Here is a 23,590-nt window from a genome sequence, read left to right as displayed (position 1 = left end):
GACCACCTTCCGGATTCAATCAAGCTTCACAGTCTCTCCCGGTCTTTTCCCAGCCGTTGACATGCACTCCAAACAGCATGCACCGCCCTGTCGATTTCGCCCTCGGTCGTCATTCTGCCGGTCGAGAAACGTATCGTTCCCCTTGCCCATTCAACCGGCAGATTCATCGCCTGAAGGACAGGAGATATTTTACACTCCCCCGAATGGCAGGCCGATCCTGCCGACACGGCCACCTGATCGCTGATGCCGGAAATGAGCGCGGTCGCGTCCAAACCGTGGAAACTCAGGCTCATGGTATTTGGCAGGCATTCGCGGGGATGGCCGTTGTATTTTACCGTGTGAATTCTGTCGCAAAGCCCGGAATGCAAGCGGTCCCGCATCTTTTTCATGTGTAGTCCGTTCTTTTCCAGGCCGCTCCAGGCTATTTCACATGCCTTGCCAAGCCCGACTATCTCCAGGACGTTTTCCGTGCCCGCTCTTCTCCCCTGCTCGTGCCCCGCACCATGTATGAACTTCGCAAGCTGTGTCCCCTCCCGGATGTAGAGGGCGCCGATCCCTTTCGGAGCGTAGAGCTTGTGGCCAGCGATGGAAAGGAGATCAACTCCAAGGGAATTCACGTCCGTCGTGATCTTGCCCACCGATTGAGCGGCATCGGTGTGCACGATAATCCCTCGTTCGCGAGCAAGGCTTGCAATCGACGGGATCGGCTGGATTGTGCCGACTTCGTTGTTTGCGTGCATGACGGAAATGAGGATCGTCTGCGGGGTAATCGCCTTTTCCACATCGGCAACATGCACCATTCCATATTCGTCAACAGGCAGATACGTGACGTCAAATCCTTGTCCTTCCAAGCATGCGCATACTTCGGTTACTGCCGGGTGCTCGATCCTGGTGGTGATAATGTGGTTTCCCCTGTTCCGATGGGCGGAAACGATCCCCTTTATGGCCCAATTGTTCGACTCTGTTCCGCCGCTAGTGAATACGATCTCCGACGGAAGGCAGTTCAGGAGAGAGGCAACCTGTTCGCGGGCGGCCTCAACCGCTCTTCTGGTCTGCTCGCCGTACCAGTGGGAACTGGAGGGATTGCCGAAGTGCTCTTCCAGATAAGGACGCATGGCGGCAATCACCTCCGGATCATGAGGGGTGGTGGCATTGTAATCGAGATAGATCGGCTTTATCATCTGCTCTCCTTCACATCACACAACTTTAAATAAATATGGCCTTCCGTCTCACGAAAGGCCATATGAAGTTCTCTGTCAAAAACCTATTTTTCCTCTGGTTCAGGCATCCTTATTAGGCAGGCGCTATTTTCCTTCATTGCAAAATCGTCACCCCTGACATTTCCTTCAACCACTACTCCTTCCAAATAGTGATCACCCACATAGCCCGTAATCTTGACCTTTCCCACTTCTTTATAGGACCTATACCGCCGTAGGCCGGTGTAGCGATAGACAGAGACTACTTCATTCAGGCAAAATTCCTCTTTGGCGACCTTGCTGCCTCCATGAAAAAGGTTGACAGTGTCTCCTGTTTTGGCAAGGACTGTGATCCTCGCCTGGGGAACAGTGGCGCAGGCCGACATAAACACAGGCAGCAGAAACATCGATATTCCGAGGACTAATAATATAACTCTGCTCATGACTCCCTCCATTTGCTTTGTCGGTTACTTGCAATCTTCCTTCCAGAGGCAGTTTTTTTGACCACATTCCGTAGCATTACCCGTATCAAAGCATGTAGTGTTCCCTTCTGAGGCCTGAATAGTCCGGATAATCTCCGCTTTTTTCATTTTATCGGTTTTCAAGCCCCTTTGAGCTGCCAACTCCTTGAGTTCTACCAGTTTCATGGCCTGTTTCCTCCTGTGAACTTATTCGTTTCCCTTGATAAAAGCCTCTCGACAGTGCTCTGAACAGAAATAGAATAGCCGGCCATGCCGTTCAGCAGTGCTGGTCGCGGATGTTGATGGAATGTGCATGCCGCAAACGATGTCGATAACGGTATTGTCCTTCTGGTAAAAAGGATGGGTTTCCAGACGCAGGTAGGTATCGACAAAATCGAGGATTCTGTCTTCGACCCATCCGGCAAACTCTTCGTCAGCACCTTCAAAGGGGAATGTTGCTTCGACGTTGCGGTTATATTCCATCAGCACGGGAAGGATGTTGAGATCATAACGGGCGGTGAAGGTTTCGTTTCTCCCCGGTAACAGGGCTATATCGAGCCTGACTGTCGCCGGAAAGCGTGGCGTATGACTGAACTCGCAGACGCAGTAATAATCGGAATCAGTATGCAGAATTTCAACCCTGACATTGTCGAACTGATGCGCCAGCTCTTGCATGCGGGGGAATATGATCGTTTCTATCTTGTTCTTGGCGACACCGGCCAACCGCTCCCTCTGCTCCAGCAATTCTTTCATCTTGCCGTCGAGCTGTTGCTGTTTGTCGGCAAGATCATGCCGGTGTTGTTCAATCCGGTTGAGAATTCTTTTCGTTAATGTGGTTGCCGTTTCCATACCATTACCTCCTCTCAAGTCGCAGCAGACTCAATCGCGGAATTTGGCATGACAAGCTGCACAGACCTCTTCAACTTTTTTGAAGGCAGCTTTTGCTTCTGCAAAATTACCTTTCTTTACCTGGTCCGCCGTGATCATTACGTTTTCTTCCAGTTTTGTCGCCAGCGCCACGAACTTTTTCCGTTCCTTGACATGCTTATGAGGCTTGGACTTCTTCAGCTCGGGAATAGCTGCCAGAATCCTGTCTGCCCGAATTTTTGCCGTGTCCGCATCACCTTTGTTGATAGCCGACTCCAATTCGGCAGATGCCACCGAGAATACCGGCATCATGGCATGGAGTTTTTTCATCTGCGCGTCCATATGACCGCCCATATCATGAGCAGATGCAGCGATAGCTCCTTGCAGCAACACGACCGCTCCAAGCGACATGGTAAATTTCACCAATTTCCTCATACCTTCTCCAGATTATGAATGCAGTCATTATGCTGAAAGCGGCAGGACGTCGTTGGCCCGTCGCTTTTGTACGGAAATGTTATTTTGCCGGTTGAACCAGTAATGAGGAGGCATCCTTCTTGGCGATGTCACCGACCTTGACCTCACCCTTGACGATTTCCGCTTCGAAATAGTGTTCGCCCATGAATGACAGCACCTTCACCGCCCCGACTTCCTTCTCCTGACGGTTCTTGCCAATTACTCGATAAACCGGCAGCACATCGTTGATCGCAATTTCCTTCTGAGCCTCCACATTGCTGCTATGAAACAGATGTACTTTACCGCCCATTTTCATGACAACTTCGCTTTTGGCCTTTTTTTCGGCAGCCTGGCTTACAACAGGTATTGCCAGCATGACCGACAGGGTAAGCAGTGTGATAATTTTGATTGCGCGTTTCATGTTCGTATCTCCTTTCAAGTAGTTACATTGACAAAGTTAGGATAAACTCTATTTTTTCTCGCCTCCTTCCATCGCAACTCTATTGTTCATGTTGCTTCACTTCCAAGAACCAGACATTGTCACCCTCTGCCTGCCTCCCCAGCTTATCTACCACTTTCCAACGCACTTTAATCGGCAATCGTTCCTTGAACATTGAAGGTTCTTTCGGCTTAAGCACCGCAGCCATGTCAAACACTGAATGATACAGGTCTCCTGCAAACTTCTGCCCGTCCTTTGACATCATGACCAGTTCCTTGACATCCACCGGACGGTCAAAAAAAGCATTCACCTCTTCAACATCCTTGGCTCCTTTATCCCTCATGGCGGTGACACTCAGAAGACGCGGAGGGGATGGTTGCAGAACAGCGGTGTCATCGGAATTTTTTGCCACGGCACTCAGGTTACTTTCTTTGCCTTCGACCAGCAGCCTGACGGTCTTGACTCCTTGAAACTGGCGCAGGGTCAAATCGATCGCCCGGGCGACCGCTGAGTCACTGTTTTCCAGTTCTTTGCTGAAGTTCGCCGTTACCGTCCCCTGGTCATCAGTAATCGCGATCAGCCGGCTCCCGCTTGAAAAAGAAATGAACTCTCCCTGATAACTGCCGAGGTCCATGCCACTTAAAAGTCGTTCAACCGCTACCTTCTTCATGCTTGATTCATCGAACGTAAAGAAAGGAAACGGGACCACCTTGCCCGGCTCCTTGGCGGACGGGAAGTAGATGACAAAGGCATAGCAGGACCCCTTATCGGACGTGGGGGCAGTGCCGAAATATTTTTCATAAGCCTTGGTTGCGGCAACCCGGGCCTGAACCGTTGCAGGTTGTTCCGCCTTCTTCTTGCAAGAGGTCAATGCAACGGCAAGCGCTGCGACGAGAACCAGTAGTAAAAGGGAGAATTTCCTGAACATTGTTTTTCCCCTTAAAGGTCTTAGGGGCAACCACTGGTTGCCCCTAAACGCCAACTTCCATTTTGTCACTTCACCGTATACCAGAACTTGGCCGATCTTACTTTGCCGTCAGCCAGTTTGAACTTGCACATCACGCCGTATTTGCCCTTTTTGGACAGGTCGAAATCGGCGCCGAAATGCCCTTGCATCCCCATCAGCTCTTTGGTCGCCTCGGCCTTGTCCGGTCCCTGGACCTTTACCGTGACTTCACCCGAGGTCAAAGCCTTGCCGCTCTTGGTGTCTTTAAACTCCACATGAACGTGATGCGTCTCCTTGACGTCCATAGGCATTTCCATACCCATAGCCTTCATGGATTCAGCCATAGTTTGAATCACGAATGTCGCCTTGACGCCATCGACCACTTCTTCGTGAGCCACATTCCCTTTGTGATCCCCATGTCCCATGCTGCCATGGTCGTGTCCTTCATGATCCATGTGATCCATGGCAAAGGAAGCAAGCGGCGCAGAAAGGGCAAAGATTGTTGCGATTAGTACGGTCATTTTTTTCATGTTGTGAGTTCTCCTTTGATGTTTGCTTGTGTGTTGTATTAATGATGCGAATGCCCGCTGTGGCCATTGTCATATTGGTCGGAACGATAGGAAGATTGGTCAAACTCAGCGCAACCTGACAACATGGCGACGACAAGCAACAGCCCTGCTAGAAACGATACTTTCTTCATACAAACTATTCTCCTTTGACTAGATGTTATTACAGCGCTAATCTAGTTATTGCACTTGCCATGCCATCACATAACACCATGTGTTTACTGCAATTTACTAGGATTAACTGTATTGCCGCATAGAGAATATTCAACATCTGAGTAGCATATTCTTCAATTACAATCGTCAATCGCCTGCCAATTAATGCTTCATCCCCGAATAGTGCAGTTTACCTTTCTTCAGATCCCGTTTCTTCATCAGAACGAAGATGACAGGCGTCATGATCAGTACATGCACGGCCGAGGAAATCATGCCGCCAATCATCGGCGCGGCAATGGGTTTCATCACGTCGGCACCGGTGCCGGTAGACCACATGATCGGAATCAGACCAAGTAAGGCCACGGCGACGGTCATCAGCTTGGGTCGCAGACGGAGCACCGCTCCCTCGAAGGTTGCATCGTAAATGTCCTGCTCGCTGCACGGGCCGTTGATCAGCTTCTTGTCCAAGGCCTCGTGCAGATAGATGACCATCACCACCCCGGTCTCAACGGCAATACCGTAGAGGGCGATGAAGCCGACCCAGACCGCCACGGAGAGGTTATACCCCAGGGCAGCCACCAGGTAGACTCCTCCCACCAGGGCAAATGGGACCGAAAGCATGACCATGCTGGCTTCCAGGGCCGAATGGAAGGTGAAATAGAGCAGGATAAAGATGATTACCATCCCCAGCGGTATCAACACCTGCAGGCGCGCCTTGGCGCGAATCTGGTTCTCCCACTGCCCGGACCAGGCCACGTAATAACCGGGGGGCAGCTTGAGATTCTTTTCAAGTACCTGCTTGGCCTCGGTGACAAAGCCCCCCATGTCGCGGCCACGGACATTCAGAAATACCAGAGACCGTAACAGTCCCCCCTCGCTGTTGATCTCCGGTGCTCCGGTGGATATTTTCAGCTTGGTCACCAGCGACAGCGGCACCTGTGCCCCCTCCATCCCCGCCACGAGGATACGGCGAATTGCCGGGATGTTATCGCGGTAGTCCCTCAGGTAACGTATCCTGATCGGGAAGCGGTTGCGCCCCTCGACCGTGGTGGATAGCATCTCGCCGCCCAGGGCAGTCTCGATGACATCCTGGATGTCGCCCACATTTACACCATAGCGGGCGGCAGCCTCGCGGTCGATGTCGATGTCGATGTAGTTGCCGCCGGTGACCCGCTCGGCAACAACGTCGGCTGCGCCGTTAATCGGTTTAAGGATCGCCTCGGCCTGAATTGCCAGGTCTTTCAGCACGTTCAGATCATTGCCGAAAATCTTCACCCCTAGATCGGTACGCACCCCGGTGGAGAGCATGTTGATACGGTTGATGATCGGTTGGGTCCAGCCGTTGCGGACACCAATCTGCTGGAGCTTACTGTCCAGTTCAGCAACGATATCCGCCTTCTTAATTCCCGGCCGCCACTTGTCTTTCGGCTTGAGTATGATGATCGACTCGAACATGGAGACCGGGGCCGGGTCGGTGGAGGTCTCTGCACGGCCGACCTTGCCGAGCACATGTTCAACTTCCGGGACACTCTTGATGATCGTGTCCTGAACCTGGATGAGCCGTTTGGCCTCGGTGATGGAGACGTTGGGGAGCGTGACCGGCATGTAAAGCAAAGATCCTTCATCCAGTGGAGGCATGAACTCGGAGCCCAACTTCATGAACATTGGCACGGCAATGGCCAGGGCCACGATGTTCATGGCGATGGTGGTCTTTTTCCATACCAGTACCCAGCGAATCACCGGTGAATACAGTTTGATGAAGAAAGTTGAAACGGGGTTGGAACTCTCCGGCGGCATCTTGCCGCGCATGAAGTAATACATCAGCACCGGCACCAGGGTGATGGCGATCATGGCGGAGCCCATCATGGAGAAGGTCTTGGTGAAGGCCAGCGGGTGGAACAGTTTTCCTTCCTGTCCCTCCAGCATGAACACAGGAACAAAGGAGAGCACGATGATCGCCAGGGAGAAGAAAATTGCCCGTCCGACCTGCTTGGCTGAAGTAATGACGACCTCCAGACGTTTCCCGGCCCGCTCCTCCGGCGGCATCTCTGAGAGGTGGCGGTAGCAGTTCTCCACCATGATCACCCCGGCGTCCACCAGCACACCGATGGCGATGGCAATCCCACCGAGAGACATGATGTTGGACGTGACCCCCATCAGCTTCATGGTGATGAAGGCGATCAGCACCGAGATCGGCAGGGTCAGCACGATCACCAGGGCGCTCTGGAAGTGGAGCAGGAAGATCAATATTACCAGGGAAACGACCACCGATTCTTCCAGCAGGTTATGCTTCAGGGTGTCGATGGCCCGCATGATCAGGTCGGAGCGGTCATAGGAGACCATGATCTTCACGCCTGGCGGCAAGCCTTTTTCCAGTTCCTTGATCTTGTCTTTCACCCGGTGAATGACGTCATGGGCATTTTCGCCGTAGCGCATGACGACTATGCCGCCGACCGCCTCGCCTTCGCCGTTCATCTCCAATAGCCCGCGCCGGATGGCACCGCCCATCTGCACCGTGCCCAGGTTCTTGACGTAGATGGGAGTGCCGCGCATGTCGGCGCCGACAACGATGTTTTCCAGATCGGCTTTGGATTTGACGTAGCCGCGACCGCGAATCAGGTATTCGGCATCGGCCTGCTCGATAAGTTTGCCGCCCACGTCCTTGTTGGACGCCTTGACCGCATCCATGACCTTGTTGACCTTGATGTTATAGGCAAACAGCTTGGAAGGATCCAGGTCGATCTGGTATTCGCGCACCAAACCGCCAATGGAAGCCACTTCGGCCACCCCCTGGACGGTGTTCAGCTGATAGCGCACGAACCAGTCCTGCAACGTTCGCAGTTGCTCCAAGTCGTAGCCCTTGCCTTCGATGGTGTACCAGAAGACATGACCCACGCCGGTGCCGTCCGGACCGAGTGTCGGAACAACGCCAGGGGGGAGCAACGAAGCAGCGTAATTCAGGCGTTCCAGCACCCGTGTTCTCGCCCAGTAGATATCGGCCTTGTCCTCGAAAATCACGTAGATCATGGAGAAACCGAAGGCGGAAGACGCACGGACGGCACGGACCTGGGGCAGGCCCTGGAGGTTGACTGCAAGAGGATAGGTAACCTGGTCTTCCACAACCTGGGGCGAACGGCCGGGGTAGTCGGTGAAGACGATCACCTGGTTGTCGGACAGGTCAGGTATGGCATCCACCGGGGTCTTGTAGACCGACCAGACCCCCCAGGCTATGATCAGCCCGAAAATCATCAGTATAATGACCCTGTTGCGGGCGGAATAATCTATTATCTTTTCTATCATGGCAGCATTCCTTGTCGGAGATCGTTGGTAGTCGTCATTACATCTTCATGTCATCCATCTTCAAGGTCCCCTTTTTGGCAGGCTGCTGCTGAGCCGGCGGCACGGAATGCCCTTCATGGCCGCCCGGTGCTGTAGCCGCAGGCTTCTTATCATCCATCTTCATGCCCGGCATGTTTTCATGCCCTCCGCCACCACCTTTCAGCTGTGACTCGGAATCGATCAGGTAACCACCGGATACCGCCACCTTGTCACCCGCATTGAGGCCTGACAGGATCTGAATCTTGTCGTCAGTCTGTTGTCCTACCTGGACATCACGCGGCTCAAACATCCCGGGCGAACTCTCTACCCAGACCACCTGGCGTTTGCCGGTGTCCATGACCGCGGTAACAGGTACGACTATTGCCGAACCAAGCGGCACCTTGATGATGGCATTGACGAACATGTCGGGCTTCAGCTTCATACCCGGGTTGGGCATCTCCACGCGGGCCTTGACGGTCCTGGTCTTGGGATCAAGAAAGGGATAAATGAAGGCGATCCGGCCGGTGAACGGTCTGCCCGGGAAAGACTGGGAGCGGATTTCCACCTGCTGGCCAATATGGATATTGGGGAATTCATTCTCGTACACCTCCACCTCAACCCAGACGGTGGAGAGGTCGGCAATATTGAAGAGGGCATCGCCAGTATTGACGTATTGTCCCTGCTGTACCATCTTTTCGATGACGATGCCGGAGAGCGGGGTATATATCGGCAGGCGGATGGTCGGCTTGCCGGCCTTCTCCAGCTCGGCAATCTGGTTTTCCTTGACTCCGAACAACATCAGCCGCTGTTTTGCGGACGCCACCAAACCTTCGCCGTTCTGGGAAATTGAGGGTATGGGGGAGTTTTTCAGCTGGTCGCGGCTCTTGATGGCCAGCAGGTATTCCTGTTGGGTTGCCAACAGATCGGGCGAGTAGACCTCGGCCACCGGCTTGTCTTTGCTTACAAATGAGCCGACCGTGTTCACATGGAGTTGATCGATGCGCCCGGCGATCCAGGCGGTTACCTTAGCCTGGCGCGATTGGTCAAACTGGACGATACCGACGGCATTGATCTCCTTATTCAGAGATGATCGTTTCACTGCCACCGTGGCGACGTTGGCCATAACCCGCTGGGTCGGGGAAAGCGAGACATGTCCGAGCATGTCGGCCTGTTGTTTCTGCTCAGCGGTCTGGGCGCCACCGCCTGCCGCTCCATCGATCTTCTTGATCAATTCCATGCCGCAAATCGGGCAGGTTCCCGGCTTGTCCTTGATGATAAACGGATGCATGGAGCAGGTGTACAGCTGTTTGCCCTGGGCCGCCTTTTGATCGGTCGCCTTGCCGGAATGACTCTTCTGCCACATGAACCAGCCGCCGCCTGCTGCTGCCGCCAATATGATTACTACCAGGGGGATTGCAATTTTCTTGTTGAGTGCCATGGTCGTACCTCGGTATCGTGAAATTTAATGATGTTGTGTATGTTCAACTGTGGGCTGTACGACTGCCGGCGTTTGCGGCGTTTCAGAAGTGGCCGGTAACGGCGATAATGATTGTTGCGAAGGCGCTGTCACAAGATCGGTGCCGACCACCGCCTCAAGCTGGGCAATTTTCATCATGTATTCTGCCTGTGACTCGTACAGCTCCCGTTCGTAATTGAAGAGAGTCATGCGGCTATCCAGTAACGTCAGAAAATCCACCTTGTTGACGCGATAGCCGATGGCGGCCGACTCCAGCGATTGCTCTGACTGGGGGATGATGCCGGCTTTGTAGAGCTCAATCAGCTTCTTCCTCCGCTCCAACTGGGCCGTGATATCAGAGACACTCAAATTGATGCTGTTTTTGGCGCTGTTCAACTCTTCGTTGGCCATGGAGATTTCAGAGGATGACTCGGCGACCATGGCTTGACGACGCTCCTTCTGCACGGGCAGATTGAACGTAACGCCCAGGGAATACATGTCGTCGCCATTACTTCCTTCAAATCGGTCCCGTTGCATGTATTCTAAGGAAACGTTGAAATCGGGATAGGACTCCTTCTCCGCCAGTTTGTGTCCAGCCTTTCCTTTCTCGATCAGCGCAGAGAGACTCTTGAGCAACGGGCGATTTTCATACGCAATAGTTCGCAGTTCTTCGGGAGATTGAGTGATCTGCCTGATGTCGAAATCAGGGATGGCACCGATCGGTGTTTCTGCCGGCCGGTACAGGAGAGTATTGAGATTTGCCTGAAGACTTTTTCGCTGCTGCTCCAGGGAGATACGCATATCAAGCATTTTTGACCGTTCCACCTGGGCCTTGAAAACGTCCTGCTGCACCCCCTGCCCCACTGAATACTTGGTTTCAGCCAAGGTGATAAAATCGCCGAGGATGTTCAGGTTTTTATCCACGATCCCAAGAGACTTGTCGGTGAAATAGATCTGGTAGTAGGTCTCGACCACCATCCGGCGCAGTTCGAGTTTGCGCTCCTCCACCTGCCAGCGGTAGGATTCGGCTTCCTTGGTCGCCACTTCCCCCTTCAGATCCCGCTTGCCCCAGAAGGGAAGCTGCTGGGAAATCCCGATCACCTTCTGGGTCATGGGGTCCTTGCGGAAGTTGAACGGGTCGGAGACAATGCCGTTCTGGATCTTCAGCATCAGCATCGGGTCGTCGAAGGTCCTGGCTTGAGCGATCCGGTTTTTGAACATTTGCCAGCGTGATGTGGAGGATTTCAGTTCCGGATTATTGTCGAGGGCGGTGGCCACCAGGATTGAGAGATTTTCAGGTGGAGAGGTATCTGCGGCATGAGCGATATTCATTTTCAGCAGTATGGCGCAGGTGATGACTATTATACCGTTGTTTATTTTCATAATGACCTCTGTATCCGGCAAGTTAAGGAGATATATACACAGGACGTGCCATTTCTATATCACATTGAATATACAGCAATTTGAACCATAATCCAGCAAGCGCATGCCATCTTGATGAAGAATATTCTGCATGTGTGAAGGATTATCTCTAGGTCTCTTTCTTTTCAGGCAGGGTAATGCCGAATTTTTCCAGGCGGTAAATAAGCGTGTGGCGGGGAATCCGTAAAAAACGGGCGGCAGCCGCCTGATTCCAGTTGTTGCGTTCCAGGGCGTTGACGACAACTTCCCGCTCCAGCTGTTCCAGGGAATAGCCTTCATCGGGAAGCTTGATAAATGCGGCTGAGGGCTGTCGCAGGGTTTTATCCTGCAATATTTTATCCGGAAGTTCGTCCAGAGTTATCGTCTCACCACTACGCATGATAAGCAGACGTTCCACGGTGTTTTCCAGTTCCCGCACATTTCCCGGCCAAGGGTACATGACCAGAGTGTTCAAAGCCTCCTTGTCAAAGGTCACCTTGTCGCTGCCATGTTTGCCGCAAAAATATCTGATGAGCAGCGGAATGTCCTTGCGCCGTTCGCGCAGTGGCGGCAGGTGCATCGGTATTACGGATAAGCGATAGTAGAGGTCTTCGCGGAATGTGCCTTCCGCTATCGCCTTGTCGATATTCAGGTTGGTGGCGGATACAACGCGGACATCCAGTTTCTGAACCTTTGTGCCTCCTACCGGTTCCACTTCCTTTTCCTGCAGCGCCCTGAGCAGCTTGGGCTGGAGTTCCAGAGGGAGTTCGCCGACTTCATCCAGAAACAGTGTGCCCCCTTCCGCCAGTTGGAACTTGCCGGTCTTGTCCTTGACTGCTCCGGTAAACGCGCCCTTGACATGGCCGAACAGCTCGCTTTCCAGCAAATCGCGGGGGATGGCGGCACAGTTGATGGCAACGAACGGGGCGTCACGACGGGAACTATTGGCGTGGATGGAACGGGCAACCAGCTCTTTCCCCGTCCCGGATTCACCGGTGATCAGTACCGCCGCCTCGGTGTCGGCCACCTTGCGGATAACATCGAAGACCTTCTCCATCTCTTTGGACGAGCCGATGATGGTCCGAAAATCGGCCTTATCCGTCAGCTCATTCTTCAGACGCTTGTTTTCCTCGGCAAGGCCGCTGAACTCGAGCGCCTTCTTGACCGTCAGTTTCAGGGCATCCCGGTTGAACGGTTTGGTGATATAGTCGTAGGCGCCGGCCTTCATGGCTTCAACCGCAACATCAATGGTCCCGAAAGCGGTAATTATGATCACCAGAGTTTCCGAAGAGCGCTCCTTGACGGATTTGAGTACCATAAGCCCATCCATGCCGGACATTTTCATGTCGGTTATGACCAGGTTGGGCTGGAACTGTCCGAACAGGAACAAACCTTCCTCTCCGGAAGAGGCGGCCAGGACTTCATATCCTTCTTCATGAAGGTTATATTCCAGAACTCGCCGGAGCGAGGTGTCATCATCGATAACCAGTATTTTTGCTTTCAAGGTGCTCCTCCCCCAGATGTAGTATGCACGGGCAATCTGATCGTTACGGTTGTGCCTGTTCCCGGCTCGCTTTCAACCTGCAACGTGCCGCCATGGCTTTCAATGATTTTCCTGGTGATTGCAAGCCCAAGTCCGGTACCGTTTTGCTTGGTGGTAAAGAACGGCTCGAATATTCTCTCCATGGTTGCGGCATCGATACCGGGGCCGGTATCCCGGAAACGAATCTCACATAGAGCTGTCTGAACGACCGCTGTGGAAATTGTTACACTGCCGCCCGGCGGAGTCGCCTGTAACGAGTTGATGGTGATGTTCAGGAAGGCCTGGCGAAGTTTCTCACCATCGGCTCGAACAATAACCGGGAAAGGTGGCGGTTGCAATGAGAGTTTGATCTTGCGGTCCCGGGCATCATTTGACACCAGGGTAACGATCGTTTCCAGCTCATCCTGGACCGGGCATGGCTGCATATCAGACGGCTGCGGCCGCGCCATGTGCAGGAAATCCTCCACCACCCGGTTCAGCCGCTCGGTTTCCTTGATCTGAATCTCGATAAACTCATGCTTGGGATCCTCGGGAGGATAATCATCTTTCAGGATTTCGGCGGTACCTCGAATCGAGCCGAGTGGATTGCGGATTTCGTGGGCGAGAACCGCCGCCATTTCTCCCAGAGTGGACAGCTTCTCTGCGCGGCGTAGTTGCTCTTCGATGACAATGATCCGTTCAGATTGATGTTGCAGCTTCTGGTAGGACTCCTCAAGCCCCTGGGCAGTCTTCTGCAATTCGACGGTCCGTTCACGCTCCCGTTGCGACAAGAGACCGGTCAACCCGCCGACCGTATTGTACAAAATGATCTCCAGATATTTTTCCATTTCCATGGTCAGGTGGCCACCCCATTGGAAAAGAATGTGCGGAGCATAGGCGATGCTGACCACGATTGAGCAAAAAAGTCCGCCTCGAAAGCCATACCAGAGGGCAGCCAGTATGATCGGCAGATAGTAAAGTCGCTGAAAAATATCGTGCAAATAAGGGAGATGAAGCGGCGTCAGATAATGAAGCAGACTGATACAAACAATGAAGGTTGCGATAATAACTGGCCGGAGGATTGATGACTTATTCATGGGATAATTTACTTCCTTAGCAGAGAGTGCAACTGCCTCACCGAAACAGAATTCAAGACTTGCGGGCTACAACACAATAATCATCATCGGTACCATCATAAGCAACATCAGACCGGTGCCCCACCACCCCCATTTGCCCCCGCCAAAATGATGTGCAAAAAAGCCATGATCTTCTTGTTCCCCGACAGCATCCCCGACAGTAGCATTGATCTCATAGTGGATAATCTCATCCGGTTTCTGATGATCTGAGATATTTATAACCACCTTGTAATCGCCGGTTTTCTCGAACTTCCATGAATCGATATACTCGCCATCAAGAACATCGACCGAACGCTTGATGATCGGTTGATCAACATTTCGTTCATAGACTTCCAAGGTCACATTTCTATCTGTAAGGCTCGCACCATCTTTGCTCAAGCCGAGTGAAAGTTGGACGGTTGATTGTGTTTCGAGCTTTTCGGGTGAAAGCTTTACACTTGCCTTGAGCCCTTGCTGGGTAAAGCTCTGTTCTAGGGCAAAGGCCGCGCTCGGAAGAGTAATCAGCATAAAAAGCAGGATTAATTTGTTCATGGTGGTCTCCTAACAGCAAAAATTCATCTGGCAGAAGTGATAACAGTAACATCACCGGCAGGATCGCCGGGCTGCATGAGCTCCACTTTGCCGCTGACTGGTATGGATCGGGTCAATGTATCCTGCACCGGGCAGTGCTTCTCAACCAACGTGGCAAGTTGGCTAATACTCTCCGGTGACGCCGACGAGACAACGCAGGTGGTGAAACTGATTGATGAGAACCCGGCAGGAACCTCCGCCAGTCCCAAAAATCCATGTAGATCGATATTCCCCTTGGCATGGACTTGAATGCTCTGGATATCGATCCCCAGCACCGCTGCGAAGGCACGATAGACTATCTCCTGGCATCCTCCCAGGGCGGCCAGCAGGAGTTCAACCGGATTGGGGGCCGTGTCGCTGCCCCCCAGATCTCGCGGTTCGTCAATGGGGATCGTGAAGCCACGAACCTCCGAGCGGACAGTAAACCCCGGATTGTCTGAATAGGTTGAGGCACGGAAAACGGAATTTGCCAGCTTCGGGTTATTCTTCACAGCTTCAATCAGATTTTCCACGGATAATTTGATTGAATCAGACATGATGACATCTCCTTTGATGTTGAAAGTAAGCTATTGTCCGCCTTGACCAGAAGACGAAGGTTTGCCGATAGTCTTGAAAACAGAGCTTATTGCATCGTCCATTTGCTGCTCATACAAATCCCGTTGCCTACTGATACCCATAGCCTGTTGGGCACGAGTGTCTTCTGTTTCATGCTGTTCGGCAACCGGCTTATCACTCGGCATCAGTTCAAAATGCACATGCGGGCCGGTCGACCTACCAGTGTTGCCGGAAAACGCTACGACCATGCCGGATTCCACCAGATCACCCGGTTGTACTCGAACAAGAGAGTTATGCCCATAGAGCGTGCGGTCTCCATTTGCATGTTCGACAATGACTGTGGAACCATAACCGTTACGCTCTCCAGACGAAACAACCCGCCCTTTGCGAACGGTACGAACCGGAGTCCCGACCGGAACGGCAATATCGATCCCGCGGTGGAAAACAAGTTTGCCACTGCCGAATGGATCTATCCGCCATCCGATACCGGAGGTTACGACCCCGTTCTCAACCGGCAGATCTAAATCTGCCATAGCTGCAACAGGTAGCGAAGTGAGAATCGTTATGGTAATGAGTATTAGTTTTATCATAGATTGAACAGTATCGCTCTCATTCCAGTTGGTAATAGATTCTTTATGCTTCCGGCTCAACCGGAGGTCTCATTGGGTTATAGTTCAGACAGAGTTATGTGACAAAATATTTGCTGCCCCTGACAATGGTCAGTAGTTGCCCCGGGCTGAATGGTTTGGCAAGCACTTTGGAGATGCCGGCATCTGCTGCCATCTGGGGAATTTCAGGAGAGGTATCTCCGGTCATCATCACTATAGTGGTATGTGGCGATATTTCTTTCGTGAGCATTGCCAGCTCAATACCGTCCATTTCCGGCATATTCAAATCGGTTATCATGATCGCAATGGAAATTCCTGCCATTAATTTTTGGATTGCTTCTTCTCCGCTTGACGCATAGTGAGCTTTAAAGCCTTCTCCCTCCAAAACACACCTGAGCAAGCGAAGACCTTCTTTGTCGTCATCCACAACGAGAATGCCGCCCATATTTACTCCTCTATTGGACGTTGCGGGGTACATTTCGTTACTGCCGGTTACGCTCCAACCGCGAAAACCTGCTTGTCCTCCTACAGAAATTGCCCGGCCTCCAATTCACTGGCAACCGGTGACCTGAGAACGATGGCGCCATCGGCTTTTTGAAAATTCTGCAGCCAATAGCCGCACATATAGCAAAGTTCACCGGTTACCTTACCTGTGTCAGTGGTAATTTGTTGCTGGACTATACCGATTTTTGCCTTGCATTTAGGACATGTCATTGTTTGCTTCCATGCCGAATGATTGACTTGTACGTCCCTTCAATAAGTTCAGATTCTCCTCAGACCACAACTCCATCTTTAAGCTGGATTGTCCTGTCAGCGTACTGACAATTATCGGGATTATGAGTAACCATAACCACTGTTTGTCCGCTATCGTTAAGTTCCCGGAAGAGCGCCATCACCTCATCACTGGTCTTCGAATCAAGATTGCCGGTTGGTTCATCGGCCAGCAGGATGTGGGGGTTATTGACTATCGCCCTGGCGATGGCCACCCGTTCCTGTTCGCCACCGGAAAGCTGGTTCGGTAACCGGTCAATCTTGTTGCCGAGTCCGACACGCTTAAGAGCTTCCTTGGCGCTGGCACTTTTTTTAGCCCCTTTCATATCCGCAATTGCCAGCGGCAGCATCACATTCTCAAGTGCTGTCAGATACGGAATCAGGTGAAACGACTGGAACACGAACCCGAGGTTTCCTGCACGAAAATCGGCTAACTTTTCGCCGGGCAGATCATACAGCTTTACCCCGGCCATTGTTACCGACCCTTCACTGGGGTGGTTCATTCCCCCTAATACCGACAGGAGGGTACTTTTCCCGGAACCGGACTGTCCCATGATGGTGATGAATTCACCTGCCTCGATAGTAAAGTCGATACCGCGAAGAGCCTCTACGGTATCGCCACCGCTTGTGTAGTGTTTTTTCAGATTGGAAATCTCAATCAGTGCCATATTATCCTCGTGTCAAAGTGCCCGCAGGGCTTCGGTCGGATCCATTTTACTGGCATGCAGCGCCGGATAAAGACTCGCCAGGAGCCCCAGAGTGACGGCCAACCCGATTGAGCCGAAGGCAACGGTTGCATCCCAGATCAGGTGGGCATTCTTGCTCTCCGCCATGAATGGCAGGGCCAGCTTGGCGCCACCCATGCCTACGGCATAACCCAGAAATCCGGCCAGCAGGCTGACCAGCGCGGCCTCCAGTAAGATGATCCGCATGATGTGACTCTTCCTGAAACCGATGGCCCGGAAAACGCCGATCTCCGTGGTTCGTTCGTTGACGCTCCCCATCATGGTCACAAAGACAATTAGCGAGCCGATAAAGACCACCACACCGGCCATGGCGTAGGAAAATCGTTTGAACTGATCCAGTGCCTTGAGACGGCCTTCTACAACCTGCTGGATCGCCGACACCTTGGCGTCAGGCAGTTTCTCGGCAATCTGCGTGACCATGTCGCCAATAGGGCATCCCGAACAAAGAGCCGCCACTTCTGCCAAGGTAATTTTGCCTTCCTTGCCAAGCAGCTTCTGGGCCTTGGGCAAATTGGCGAAAACAAGCGCGTCATCCTGCGAGCCGGTCTGGTCCAGCACGCCTGCAATCTTGAACGCTTCACCTTTAATCGTGACACTGTCTCCGGAACTGACGTTGAGCACCTTGGAAGCGTCGCTGCCCAGTAGTAATTCGTTATCAACCTTGGGAGCATCGCCGAAGATCTTCCACCATTGCTTCATCTTCAATTCACTGTCAAAGTTGACCCCGACAAGAAGCACTTCCTGTGTCCCGACCTTGACGCTCCCCAGCACCTTCGGCGCGATGGTGGAAACATTCTTGCTGTTCTTGATGGTCTTGATTTTCGCCAGATCTTCTTCGCGGATTTCGCGCTGATCGAAGGTTACGCCCCCCAGGCTGATACCGCCGTAGTTCATGGACAGACCGTTGCTCTGGGGAGTTACCAGGATATTAGCGCCGAACTCATCCATTTTCCGCTCTATGTCGTTGGACATTGAGCGGGTCAGGGTCACCAGGGTGACGATGGTAGCGATCCCCACCATCAGGCCGATGGTCAGAAAGGCCATCTTGGCTTTACGGCGTTTCAGGTTGTTGATGGATATCGTGTGCAGTTTCATCAGAAATATCTCGCTCCGCCTTTGAGGTCATTGACTGAAACGGAAATGGTGCTGCCATTCAACTGATGCGGCAGATAGCCGGGATTGCAGCCGCCGGAGGCATTAGGCCCAAGATTGTTGATGGCAAACTTCTTATTGCAGTTATTGCAATTTAGCTTGTCCCCTTGCTGCTCATAGCCCTTCTTTGAGCGAAAACAGGAATCGCAGGCGTCGAAGGCGGTCTTGTAGCTGCCATCGGATGCCTTAACCGCAAGAAAGGCGATCTCCTTGCCGCCATCCTCGAATTTGTAGAAGTGGGCCTTGCCGTCAGACAGTTTGGCAACAGGTATCGTTACAACACCGTTACTAACCTTGACCTTTTCATACTTGCCCAACGAGAAGGCAAATACACTGACTGCGCCAATCAACAGTGCCACCGTGACAATACCTGCCCATACAACCTGTTTCGTGCGAATTGTTGTCATTTCAATCTCCTTTTTGCTCAGCTTTGATTATTTGTGCCACAGCCACCTTTGGTACCGCAACCACCGCAGCCCCCCGATGGCGAGGCATTTTTGCCAATCTCTCTGCCGGTTATCTGTTTGAACTGCTCCGGTGTCAGAACGGCCTGCACCTTGCTTCCGAAACCAGCGCCTTTGACCTTTTCGGCCAGAGCCTCGGGTTTGATGGTTTTTGTGTCGTAGCCGACGATGACCCACCCCCCATCAATATCAACCTCTGTCACTGCAACGCCTTCCAATTTCTCAAGGACCTTGGTGATCTTGCTTGCACAACTGCCACAGGTCATACCGGATGTTTTCAAAACTGCGACCGAATCGGCTGTTGCCCCAACTCTGACGTAAAATGCCAGCACCGATAGAAGCGTAACCACAGTGATCAGTAACCCGACATTGATAATTCTGTTTTTCATCGTTGACTCCATTGAACCATTGCTCGTATGCACCAGTACTATCAAGGAACATGCCAGGGCAGTCCCTGCTTTGTAACTAGCTATTATCGTTTATTTATTACATATATTGCCATCAACTTAACCCGCTGGCTACAGCGGAATATCCTCCATCGATGAAGAATATTCTACTCATTTGCCCAATTGCTGCGCTGCCGGTTATTGGTATTATCGATATACTTTATGCATTAAATCGATATTAACTATTTGACCTGAACAAGCACATCAGGTATGTAAATGAGTTTAGAATTCTCACTTCAGAGGTACAGCCATGCGGTTTTTCACATCACTTTCCGTTCTCAGCACGCTAATTATTCTGGTAGCCGGTCCGGCGTATACAGCGCCGTTAAAAAGCCATTCCGGAACAATTAGCATGACTGTTGACCTTTCTTCCCACAATTCCGGAGACCCGGCAGAACTTTGGATACCCTATCCGGTGTCGGATAAGGACCAGGAAATCACCGATGTAAAAGTTTCAGGTGATTATGCGGCCTCAGCAGTTTATACCGACAATATCTACAGTACTCCCATGCTGTATGTCCGCTGGGACAAAGGAACGACCAGCCGCAAGGTAAATTTTTCATTCCGGGCAAAACGCAACGAAGTAATCCGGCGGGATTTCCCGGCCAAGGAAACTGCCTGGGATCAGGCAGATTATGCCCTCTACCTGCAGGCTTCAAAACTTGGGCCGATTGATGGCGAGGTTGGCAAGTTGGCGGCAAAGATTACTGCCGGTAAAAAATCAGTGCTGGAGAAGGCGAAGGCTGTTTATGACTGGACCTGCGAGAACACTTTTCGAGATCCCAAAACCCGTGGTTGTGGCACAGGTGATGTGTGCTCGCTGTTGGCGAATCCGGGTGGAAAATGCGCCGATATCCATTCAGTTTTTGTGACCCTGGCAAGAGCGGCGGGGGTGCCGGCGCGGGAGGTATTCGGAATCCGCATGGGTAAAAAGGATCGTGAAGATGTCACAACCTGGCAGCATTGCTGGGCGGAATTCTACCTTCCGGGGTACGGCTGGGTGCCGGTTGACGCCGCCGATGTGCGTAAGGCGATGCTGACGGAAAAGCTCACGCTGTCAGACGCCAAAACTGCCGAGTATCGGGCCTACTTCTGGGGTGGCATCGATCCGTGCCGGGTGAAGCTCTCTGTCGGCCGGGATCTCACCTTGAACCCGCCACAGCCGGGCGGTCCGGTTAACTATTTGATGTATCCCTATGCCCGCTTAGGCGGTAAGGTCATTGACTGGCTTGATCCGGCCACGTTCAAATACAGCATAATCTATACAGCCAAATAAGGCCGAGAACTTTGACTGCGAGTCAATCTATACTCTCACATAGCTTCGTCTCAGTCGTGCCTAAAAGTCATAAGGGAAAAGAAGCCGGATTTCATTTCAACGAACAAAACCGCTACGACTTACCTCCATACCATTATGGTCTAGTCTTCAGAAAACCTTTAAAGCCGATTAAATGAAGGGATTGAGCTTCACTTATGACTATAACCAATCTTAACGCTCTTGCCATACGTTACAAGACTGACCAGGAGTCGGTCTACAATACATGGTTCATTGACAACGTCACCCGGATGAAGGCATTCCGCTCCATCCGGCGAGGGGTGATGACCATCGTGGAGGCGATAAAAGTCGGAACCTTCGGATGTGACTTCAAAGGATCTCCGCTTGAATTCGTTCTTATGTGCATTACTGAGCAGAAGCAAGTCTTCGAGGGCGCGGCGCATCCGTTCTACTGGAAGCCGAAGCTCCGCATACCCGACATTTACGAGAATGAGGACAACAAACGGGCTTTTGGTTCCTTCCTGGAGTCGTGTCTCTCAGCCGGATCTGCCGACAGGTTGATAAAAGAAATCATCTCACTCGATGGCTGCAAGATCAAGGGTCTTGGACCGGCCGTCGCTAACATTCTCTATTTCCTTCATCCAACCCTGATGCCCCCGTTCAATACTGCCATGCTGAACGGTTTCAACTCGGTTTTTGATGAAAAGAAGAAGCTGGGCTCCTGGACAAACTACCTTGAGATGAGGGAAATCATCATCAAAGCTAATGAGGGTCTGAATCCGGCGCTATCCAAGGATTTGGGAGCGATATCCGGCCTGCTGTTCGATGTCGGCGTGGGAAAGATTTCTCTGGGTCAGAACTGGGAAACCGCCTTGGAGTTCGAGAAGGGAAAGTTGGACAAGGCGCTGGAAAAGAGACACCAGGAAGTGCAGGAGGAGTTACGAGAAGAGAATGAGCATCTGAGAATACAGTTCATGCTAACAGAAATCGGCCGTGACCTGGGATACGATGTTTTTGTCGCAACCAATGACCGGAGCAAGTCGCTGAACGGTCGTTCGCTGCAATCCCTTACGCTCCCCGAGCTTCCGCGACTGAATTTTAGTCCGGAGGTGTCACGAACCGTGTCGCTGATCGACGTCATATGGGTAACAAGGGATACCAAGCAGATCGAATGCGCCTTTGAAGTCGAAAAGAGCACCTCAATCTATTCCGGCATTCTGAGACTAATGGACCTGGCATCTTCTCTCGGCGACAAACAATATGATTTCTTCCTGGTGGCCCCAGATACACGGGAAAAGGAGGTACTTGCGCAACTCAAGCGTCCTTCGTTCAGGAATAGCAGCTGCATTGGACTCAAGTACATCCTATTTTCAGACCTTGAGGAGCATTGCCGGGGGCTCTGCAAGTTCGGCGATGATTACCGGATACTGTTTAAACTGGCAAAAGCCGGAACTCCGTAGATATCAGCGGAGTAAATTCTAAAGGCCATTATTGCTGTCCCGATAGCGTTCAGCAATTATTCGCAGTTCCTCAGGTGGTATCGCCAAAAATGTCGCCACAGCAGCGGGATCAAACTGCTTGCCTTTCTGGCTCAGTATCTCGGTCGCGGCCTCTTCGTATGACAGTGGCGATCTGTAGGGGCGATGTGAGGTCAGTGCGTCATATACGTCAGCCACAACGAACAGCCTCGCCCCCAAGGGAATTTCCTCCCCCTTCAGGCCAGAGGGGTATCCCTTGCCGTCGTACCGTTCGTGGTGGGCATGAACCATCTCCGCTGCGTCCTTGAGAAAGCCTATACGCTTCACTATCCTGTATCCTGCGTCCGGATGTTTGCGCATCTCCTGCCACTCTTCATCAGTCAGTTTGCCGGGTTTCAAGAGAATATGGTCGGGCACGGCGATTTTCCCCACATCGTGCAGCAACGCGCCGAAACCGATCTCTCGCCGAGTCTTTTCATCGACGCCGAACCGGCTGGCAATCAGCTCGGTATATTCCCTTACCCGCTGTGAATGCAGGCGGGTGTTGTGCTCGCGAAGATCCAGCGCCGAGACCAGACCAAGAAGAGTCTCCTCATTGGCATTGGCGAGTTCCCGAAGAAGTGTCCGTTGCCGATCGAACAGCCAACCAGGGATAACCCCTGCCACCCAGAATCCTGCCAACTCTCCAACCTGGTTTGCCTGTTCCATGTAGTTGCCCGGCCAATCCAAAAACGCGTGCATGATAAAGAGCAAACTGACAACCAATGCCGTTACGCACGCCCCCCTCAGCCCGAACCAGGCAGCTGCCATGACCGGCGGCAGAAAGTATAGCTTTCTGAGGATGATATGCAGCTTGTGATAGGTATGCGGCTCGGTCGGCGTCAGGTAATGCAGCAGAGCGATTATTCCGATCACGCAAGCCAGGAAAATGATCTTGCTTCGAGTCCCGTTTTGTTTGTTCACCAGCACCCCCTTGTCCAAGCCAGTGTATCCGCTCTAAATATATCACGACATCCATTCCTTAATGCATAACTGCAGAAAATCCTCCGTTTCCATAGAAGCACTGTAGCATATTCGTTATCAAAACAATCAATCCAGCCAACACACAATTACAGTTTGGCTAGCTTTTACGATACCTTATCAAGTGTATTAAAAAGTGGCATGCAAGTTGATAGGGTTAATCATAACAAACGGGCTCACGCCTGACACAACGAATCTACTCAAAGGAGAGAAGACAATGAAAAAGATCATGATCGTCGGGATTGCAATGACAATGGGGATTTTGTCTGTTGGCGCCGTATCAGCTTCGGCAGATGGCTCATGCTGCAGCAGTGCCAAATGTACCGATAAGCAGGTCGTTCAGCAGTTCAGCCAGGAAACGGCACCACTGTCAAGCACACTGAAGGCAAAAGAGCGCGAACTGCGCGAACAGTACGGCTACGAAGGAATAGATATTCGCAAAGTAAACGACCTTGAAGCGGATATCAAAGAGTTGAAGAGCAAGATCAAGCTGGTTGCAGATAAATATGGTCTTCCTAATTGTTGCCTCAGTTAATGACGGAACGCATGCTCATAGGGGCCGGGGATACTACCCGGCCCTTGCCGGCAGCTGG

General features: G+C 52.1%; 26 protein-coding genes. 3 read left to right on the top strand and 23 right to left on the bottom strand.

Going from position 1 to position 23,590, the window contains the following annotated elements; translation table 11 throughout:
- Window positions 1–26: 26 nt before the first annotated feature.
- The 22 genes from JN12_RS07845 to JN12_RS07740 form a co-directional block, all read right to left on the bottom strand.
- Window positions 27–1,181: a cysteine desulfurase family protein gene (locus JN12_RS07845; RefSeq protein WP_145020765.1), complete on the bottom strand. Its 1,155-nt coding sequence runs from the start codon at window positions 1,179–1,181 to the stop codon at window positions 27–29.
- Between the two features lie 83 nt (window positions 1,182–1,264).
- Window positions 1,265–1,639, bottom strand: a complete 375-nt coding sequence (locus tag JN12_RS07840; RefSeq protein ID WP_145020762.1) for a hypothetical protein — start codon at window positions 1,637–1,639, stop codon at window positions 1,265–1,267.
- Between the two features lie 24 nt (window positions 1,640–1,663).
- Entirely contained in the window at window positions 1,664–1,843 is a 180-nt protein-coding gene (locus JN12_RS07835; RefSeq protein ID WP_145020759.1) for an SAP domain-containing protein, read from the bottom strand.
- A 21-nt stretch (window positions 1,844–1,864) separates the two neighbouring features.
- Window positions 1,865–2,506 carry a YHS domain-containing protein gene (locus JN12_RS07830; RefSeq protein ID WP_145020756.1) on the bottom strand — a complete coding sequence of 214 codons (642 nt, stop codon included), beginning with the start codon at window positions 2,504–2,506 and terminating at the stop codon, window positions 1,865–1,867.
- 30 nt (window positions 2,507–2,536) lie between these two features.
- Window positions 2,537–2,959 (bottom strand): cytochrome c, encoded by a 423-nt coding sequence (locus tag JN12_RS07825; protein ID WP_145020753.1) that lies wholly within the window; start codon window positions 2,957–2,959, stop codon window positions 2,537–2,539.
- A gap of 79 nt (window positions 2,960–3,038) precedes the next feature.
- Window positions 3,039–3,398 (bottom strand): hypothetical protein, encoded by a 360-nt coding sequence (locus tag JN12_RS07820; RefSeq protein WP_145020750.1) that lies wholly within the window; start codon window positions 3,396–3,398, stop codon window positions 3,039–3,041.
- A gap of 79 nt (window positions 3,399–3,477) precedes the next feature.
- Window positions 3,478–4,344 (bottom strand): GerMN domain-containing protein, encoded by an 867-nt coding sequence (locus tag JN12_RS07815; protein WP_145020747.1) that lies wholly within the window; start codon window positions 4,342–4,344, stop codon window positions 3,478–3,480.
- Window positions 4,345–4,409: 65 nt separating this feature from the next.
- Window positions 4,410–4,892, bottom strand: coding sequence for a hypothetical protein (locus JN12_RS07810; RefSeq protein ID WP_145020744.1), 483 nt, complete (start codon window positions 4,890–4,892; stop codon window positions 4,410–4,412).
- Window positions 4,893–4,930: 38 nt separating this feature from the next.
- The gene (locus JN12_RS20990; RefSeq protein ID WP_281287721.1) at window positions 4,931–5,062 is read right to left on the bottom strand and encodes a hypothetical protein; all 132 of its coding nucleotides are present in this window, start codon (window positions 5,060–5,062) and stop codon (window positions 4,931–4,933) included.
- Window positions 5,063–5,243: 181 nt separating this feature from the next.
- Window positions 5,244–8,381 carry an efflux RND transporter permease subunit gene (locus JN12_RS07805; protein WP_145020742.1) on the bottom strand — a complete coding sequence of 1,046 codons (3,138 nt, stop codon included), beginning with the start codon at window positions 8,379–8,381 and terminating at the stop codon, window positions 5,244–5,246.
- Window positions 8,382–8,418: 37 nt separating this feature from the next.
- Window positions 8,419–9,837 (bottom strand): efflux RND transporter periplasmic adaptor subunit, encoded by a 1,419-nt coding sequence (locus JN12_RS07800; protein ID WP_145020740.1) that lies wholly within the window; start codon window positions 9,835–9,837, stop codon window positions 8,419–8,421.
- A 24-nt stretch (window positions 9,838–9,861) separates the two neighbouring features.
- Entirely contained in the window at window positions 9,862–11,187 is a 1,326-nt protein-coding gene (locus JN12_RS07795) for a TolC family protein (protein ID WP_246125796.1), read from the bottom strand.
- 199 nt (window positions 11,188–11,386) lie between these two features.
- Complete coding sequence (locus JN12_RS07790) at window positions 11,387–12,760, bottom strand: sigma-54-dependent transcriptional regulator (protein ID WP_145020734.1); 1,374 nt, start codon at window positions 12,758–12,760, stop codon at window positions 11,387–11,389.
- The gene (locus JN12_RS07785) at window positions 12,757–13,875 is read right to left on the bottom strand and encodes an ATP-binding protein (RefSeq protein ID WP_145020733.1); all 1,119 of its coding nucleotides are present in this window, start codon (window positions 13,873–13,875) and stop codon (window positions 12,757–12,759) included. The genes JN12_RS07790 and JN12_RS07785 overlap by 4 nt, the downstream gene beginning before the upstream one ends.
- Window positions 13,876–13,941: 66 nt before the next feature.
- Entirely contained in the window at window positions 13,942–14,445 is a 504-nt protein-coding gene (locus JN12_RS07780) for a hypothetical protein (RefSeq protein ID WP_145020729.1), read from the bottom strand.
- A gap of 23 nt (window positions 14,446–14,468) precedes the next feature.
- Window positions 14,469–15,020, bottom strand: a complete 552-nt coding sequence (locus tag JN12_RS07775) for an OsmC family protein (protein ID WP_145020726.1) — start codon at window positions 15,018–15,020, stop codon at window positions 14,469–14,471.
- 30 nt (window positions 15,021–15,050) lie between these two features.
- On the bottom strand, window positions 15,051–15,689 hold the full coding sequence (locus tag JN12_RS07770) for a M23 family metallopeptidase (RefSeq protein ID WP_281287720.1): 639 nt from the start codon (window positions 15,687–15,689) through the stop codon (window positions 15,051–15,053).
- 34 nt (window positions 15,690–15,723) lie between these two features.
- Window positions 15,724–16,092 (bottom strand): response regulator, encoded by a 369-nt coding sequence (locus JN12_RS07765; RefSeq protein WP_170241870.1) that lies wholly within the window; start codon window positions 16,090–16,092, stop codon window positions 15,724–15,726.
- Between the two features lie 328 nt (window positions 16,093–16,420).
- Window positions 16,421–17,086 carry an ABC transporter ATP-binding protein gene (locus tag JN12_RS07755; RefSeq protein WP_145020717.1) on the bottom strand — a complete coding sequence of 222 codons (666 nt, stop codon included), beginning with the start codon at window positions 17,084–17,086 and terminating at the stop codon, window positions 16,421–16,423.
- A 12-nt stretch (window positions 17,087–17,098) separates the two neighbouring features.
- Complete coding sequence (locus JN12_RS07750; RefSeq protein ID WP_145020714.1) at window positions 17,099–18,259, bottom strand: ABC transporter permease; 1,161 nt, start codon at window positions 18,257–18,259, stop codon at window positions 17,099–17,101.
- Entirely contained in the window at window positions 18,259–18,723 is a 465-nt protein-coding gene (locus tag JN12_RS07745; protein WP_145020711.1) for a DUF2318 domain-containing protein, read from the bottom strand. The genes JN12_RS07750 and JN12_RS07745 overlap by 1 nt, the downstream gene beginning before the upstream one ends.
- A gap of 17 nt (window positions 18,724–18,740) precedes the next feature.
- Window positions 18,741–19,169, bottom strand: coding sequence for a heavy-metal-associated domain-containing protein (locus JN12_RS07740; RefSeq protein ID WP_145020708.1), 429 nt, complete (start codon window positions 19,167–19,169; stop codon window positions 18,741–18,743).
- 307 nt (window positions 19,170–19,476) lie between these two features.
- Between JN12_RS07740 and JN12_RS07735 the strand changes: the two genes are divergently transcribed.
- Entirely contained in the window at window positions 19,477–20,502 is a 1,026-nt protein-coding gene (locus JN12_RS07735; protein ID WP_145020704.1) for a transglutaminase-like domain-containing protein, read from the top strand.
- 320 nt (window positions 20,503–20,822) lie between these two features.
- Complete coding sequence (locus tag JN12_RS07730; protein WP_246125789.1) at window positions 20,823–21,959, top strand: hypothetical protein; 1,137 nt, start codon at window positions 20,823–20,825, stop codon at window positions 21,957–21,959.
- 18 nt (window positions 21,960–21,977) lie between these two features.
- Here the strand turns inward: JN12_RS07730 and JN12_RS07725 are convergent, their stop codons facing one another.
- The gene (locus JN12_RS07725; protein WP_145020699.1) at window positions 21,978–22,940 is read right to left on the bottom strand and encodes an HD-GYP domain-containing protein; all 963 of its coding nucleotides are present in this window, start codon (window positions 22,938–22,940) and stop codon (window positions 21,978–21,980) included.
- A gap of 274 nt (window positions 22,941–23,214) precedes the next feature.
- Here JN12_RS07725 and JN12_RS07720 point away from each other — a divergent pair, with 274 nt between their 5' ends.
- Entirely contained in the window at window positions 23,215–23,532 is a 318-nt protein-coding gene (locus JN12_RS07720) for a hypothetical protein (protein ID WP_145020696.1), read from the top strand.
- Window positions 23,533–23,590 lie beyond the last annotated feature (58 nt).

The organism is Geobacter argillaceus (assembly GCF_007830735.1).
GTDB classification, from domain to species: Bacteria; Desulfobacterota; Desulfuromonadia; order Geobacterales; family DSM-12255; genus Geomobilibacter; species Geomobilibacter argillaceus.
The sequence above is the reverse complement of the archived record's forward strand: the minus strand, read 5'-3'. Positions and strand labels throughout refer to the sequence as shown.

Bases quoted from the DNA above. Each gene is read 5' to 3' on its own strand.
- JN12_RS07845 (WP_145020765.1), bottom strand. From the start codon at position 1,181: ATGATAAAGCCGATCTATCTCGATTACAATGCCACCACCCCTCATGAT.
- JN12_RS07840 (WP_145020762.1), bottom strand. From the start codon at position 1,639: ATGAGCAGAGTTATATTATTAGTCCTCGGAATATCGATGTTTCTGCTG.
- JN12_RS07835 (WP_145020759.1), bottom strand. From the start codon at position 1,843: ATGAAACTGGTAGAACTCAAGGAGTTGGCAGCTCAAAGGGGCTTGAAA.
- JN12_RS07830 (WP_145020756.1), bottom strand. From the start codon at position 2,506: ATGGAAACGGCAACCACATTAACGAAAAGAATTCTCAACCGGATTGAA.
- JN12_RS07825 (WP_145020753.1), bottom strand. From the start codon at position 2,959: ATGAGGAAATTGGTGAAATTTACCATGTCGCTTGGAGCGGTCGTGTTG.
- JN12_RS07820 (WP_145020750.1), bottom strand. From the start codon at position 3,398: ATGAAACGCGCAATCAAAATTATCACACTGCTTACCCTGTCGGTCATG.
- JN12_RS07815 (WP_145020747.1), bottom strand. From the start codon at position 4,344: ATGTTCAGGAAATTCTCCCTTTTACTACTGGTTCTCGTCGCAGCGCTT.
- JN12_RS07810 (WP_145020744.1), bottom strand. From the start codon at position 4,892: ATGAAAAAAATGACCGTACTAATCGCAACAATCTTTGCCCTTTCTGCG.
- JN12_RS20990 (WP_281287721.1), bottom strand. From the start codon at position 5,062: ATGAAGAAAGTATCGTTTCTAGCAGGGCTGTTGCTTGTCGTCGCCATG.
- JN12_RS07805 (WP_145020742.1), bottom strand. From the start codon at position 8,381: ATGATAGAAAAGATAATAGATTATTCCGCCCGCAACAGGGTCATTATA.
- JN12_RS07800 (WP_145020740.1), bottom strand. From the start codon at position 9,837: ATGGCACTCAACAAGAAAATTGCAATCCCCCTGGTAGTAATCATATTG.
- JN12_RS07795 (WP_246125796.1), bottom strand. From the start codon at position 11,187: ATGAATATCGCTCATGCCGCAGATACCTCTCCACCTGAAAATCTCTCA.
- JN12_RS07785 (WP_145020733.1), bottom strand. From the start codon at position 13,875: ATGAATAAGTCATCAATCCTCCGGCCAGTTATTATCGCAACCTTCATT.
- JN12_RS07780 (WP_145020729.1), bottom strand. From the start codon at position 14,445: ATGAACAAATTAATCCTGCTTTTTATGCTGATTACTCTTCCGAGCGCG.
- JN12_RS07775 (WP_145020726.1), bottom strand. From the start codon at position 15,020: ATGTCTGATTCAATCAAATTATCCGTGGAAAATCTGATTGAAGCTGTG.
- JN12_RS07765 (WP_170241870.1), bottom strand. From the start codon at position 16,092: ATGGGCGGCATTCTCGTTGTGGATGACGACAAAGAAGGTCTTCGCTTG.
- JN12_RS07755 (WP_145020717.1), bottom strand. From the start codon at position 17,086: ATGGCACTGATTGAGATTTCCAATCTGAAAAAACACTACACAAGCGGT.
- JN12_RS07750 (WP_145020714.1), bottom strand. From the start codon at position 18,259: ATGAAACTGCACACGATATCCATCAACAACCTGAAACGCCGTAAAGCC.
- JN12_RS07745 (WP_145020711.1), bottom strand. From the start codon at position 18,723: ATGACAACAATTCGCACGAAACAGGTTGTATGGGCAGGTATTGTCACG.
- JN12_RS07740 (WP_145020708.1), bottom strand. From the start codon at position 19,169: ATGAAAAACAGAATTATCAATGTCGGGTTACTGATCACTGTGGTTACG.
- JN12_RS07735 (WP_145020704.1), top strand. From the start codon at position 19,477: ATGCGGTTTTTCACATCACTTTCCGTTCTCAGCACGCTAATTATTCTG.
- JN12_RS07730 (WP_246125789.1), top strand. From the start codon at position 20,823: ATGACCATCGTGGAGGCGATAAAAGTCGGAACCTTCGGATGTGACTTC.
- JN12_RS07720 (WP_145020696.1), top strand. From the start codon at position 23,215: ATGAAAAAGATCATGATCGTCGGGATTGCAATGACAATGGGGATTTTG.